2 protein-coding genes and 1 pseudogene are annotated in these 2,913 nt (G+C 34.1%); 2 read left to right on the top strand and 1 reads right to left on the bottom strand.

What is annotated here, in order from left to right; translation table 11 throughout:
* Positions 1–426: 426 nt before the first annotated feature.
* A complete protein-coding gene (locus BFI01S_RS21420) occupies positions 427–1,170 on the bottom strand; it encodes an alpha/beta fold hydrolase (protein WP_268875353.1) in 744 nt (247 codons plus the stop codon).
* 84 nt (positions 1,171–1,254) lie between these two features.
* Here BFI01S_RS21420 and istA point away from each other — a divergent pair.
* Positions 1,255–2,543, top strand: a pseudogene (istA, locus tag BFI01S_RS21415) (IS21 family transposase).
* The coding region (locus BFI01S_RS21410; RefSeq protein ID WP_169799799.1) for an ATP-binding protein at positions 2,536–2,913 on the top strand (378 nt) is incomplete at its 3' end. The pseudogene istA and the gene BFI01S_RS21410, both read left to right, overlap by 8 nt.

Raw genomic sequence — 2,913 nt, 5'->3', positions numbered from 1 at the left:
AAGGAATCTGCTTCTAATACCTTCAACAGAATCAGCTCTGCATTGTAAATTACATTTTATTCCATTTTATCTTAAAGGACTCGGGCAATTAGTTGAATAGGAATTTTGGCATGAATTAGTGTAAAAAGTTCCTTAAAAATTGTTTATTCCATTAAATATGCTATAGTCATCATTGATTCCGACTTAAGATAAATACATAGCTGCATAACCCACTCTTTATTTTTTAGGCTGTTTTCGTAAACATTGTTGCTTACCATCAGGTTATAACAAAGAAAACTCGCATTAGAAAATTGCGAGTTTTTGTTATTTAAGGATTTGCTAATTCAACTAAAGCCCCCTATAGTTTAAGTACATTTGTTCACAAACTTTAGGAAAAAAATGATGGTGGATGCTATATCTCCTAAAGCAATTGACTCGAGTTTCAGTTTAACTATTTACTGTCAATCTTTTGAAATCAGAAACCATTCCATCAAATTTATTTTTCTGCTCTAAAAATGGGGAGTGATTACTTTCTTCAAATATATATAATCTTGAGTTTCTTATTCCTTCGTTGATTTCTTCAGAAAAAACCAAAGGGCATTGTGCATCATATTTTCCACAGAAAACAATCGTGGGGATTGTTACATTTGGCAGCTCGCTTTGGATATCAAAATTGGGCAGGTCTTCTAACGAATAGTAATCTAATCTCTTTTGCACAACTTTCCCACTACTTGGTTTTGAGAAGTATTCATCCCATCTTTCAGGACTATGTAATGACATACATGTCCATTCCTTACTAGCTTCTCTTCTCTCTTCTTTAGTTGAAGTTGGAGATTTTAGTATTGAGAAAATCTCCTTTAATCGTTTATTTAAAGGACTTTTTGGACAATACATACTTCCTTCGTGTTCCATATACCGCCTTGAAGATGCTGCACCTCCAATTAATAACCTTTCAAGAGAATGCGGGTACATTAAAGCATAAACCAAACCTAACATTCCTCCAGTTGAATGTCCTGCAAAACTCCATTGTTTATAATTTAGTGCTTCCCTAATCGCCTCCAAGTCTTTGACACTTTCACTTATACTGAGATCGGCATCACAAGAAACTTTGTCAGAGTTACCAGCTTCTTTTAAATTAATCAAATACACTTTGAAATGCTTTACGAAAGAATCTGCAAAATAGTTATAAATGCTAATTTAAGAGTGTACATAAATGACTGTTTAAGAATGTACAGTTTGCTCATTGCGCTGCATAATATTCTTGGGGTGAATATTGTGCATATGCAAATCAAAGTAAATACAGATATCGAAATTAACAGTCTTGTAGATTTACCAAAACTTAAATTGTTGATGGAGAATTTAAAAATGAAAATCAATAAAAGTAAATTGGCTCGAGATATGGGAGTTGATCGGAGGACTGTTGATAAATATCTACAGGGGTATAAGCCGAAAAATATTCGGAATCGAACTTCCAAAATAGATAACTATTACGAAATCATCACGTTACTTCTTTCAGAAGAATCCAATCAAAAATTTTATTACAAACGAGTATTATGGCAATATTTGAAAGATAATCATGGGTTGGAATGTGGGCAATCAACTTTTAGAAATTACATATCAAGTAAAGCGGAGTTTCAAAGTTATTTCGAATCGGAGAAGCGTAAGCGTTCAAATAATGAAGTGATACGTTTTGAGACTCCGCCAGCTGAACAAGCGCAATTAGATTGGAAAGAAAATATTCGATATATCACAAAAGATGGAGAAATCCTTTATGTGAATGTGTGCGTGCTCTTACTTGCCTATTCCAGGTTTCGAACATTCAACTTATCAATATCAAAGTCTCAAAGTGTATTACTGTCTTTCCTTACGGAAAGTTTCGAAGCATTTGGAGGAGTTCCTAAGACGATCTTGACTGACAATATGAAAACGATCATGGACGAGCCTCGAACAGAGTATCAAAAAGGAGAGTAAATGAACGATTCTTTCAATTCTCCAAAGATATGGGATTTGAAGTGTGGCCTTGCATAGCCGGAAGGCCGAGGACAAAAGCTAAGGTAGAGGCACCGATGAAAATACTTGATGAAATCCATGCCTATCAAGGAAAGTTTGATTATGAGGAGCTTCATCATTTTGTACAAAAATTATGTAATCGAATCAACAATAGCTACCACCAAGGAACTGGGAAAATACCAATACTGGCACTAAAAAAAGAAAGAAACCTCTTATCTCCACTACCACATGAAAGAATAAGAGATTTCTATAAAATTGACCATATACTCGTGAAAGTGAACACATCAAATATGATCACTTTCAAATCCAACCAGTATTCAGTCCCACCAGGATACATTGGGAAAACGTTAAGTTTACAAGTATATGATAACCATATTTTTATCTATTATAACACGGAATTAGTTGCTCAACATTCTATTAGCCATTTGAAAATAAATTACAAACCAGAACATTACGTTGAGAATTTGGCGAGAGGCTTGCCTTCTTCCTCCAATATAGAAGAACTGGCTAAAAGAAATTTAGAGGCAATTAATGAGGTGTATAAAAATGAATAGCAGTTATAACAAACTGATACAGAATCTAGAATACTTAAAGTTAAAGCAGAGGATGATCCATCTTGATGAAACGATTGATTTTATGACGAATAATCAATTGTCATTTACGGATACGTTAATCAAACTTACGGATTACGAAATCGATATGAAAGAAGTAAACATGGTGAAATCAATGGTGAAAGTTGGCGCATTTCCACATTTCAAGGAAGTAAAAGACTTTGATTTTGATTTCCAGCCATCGATTAATAAGCAGCAGATTTTGGATTTCACCACCTTACGGTTTATTGAGCAAAAAGAAAATATTGTCTTTTTAGGAACAAGTGGTGTAGGAAAAACTCATTTAGCAACGGCTATTGGAATCGCAGCAGCT

This window comes from Cytobacillus firmus NBRC 15306 (assembly GCF_001591465.1).
Taxonomy (GTDB): Bacteria; Bacillota; Bacilli; order Bacillales; family Cytobacillaceae; genus Cytobacillus; species Cytobacillus firmus.
The sequence above is the reverse complement of the archived record's forward strand: the minus strand, read 5'-3'. Positions and strand labels throughout refer to the sequence as shown.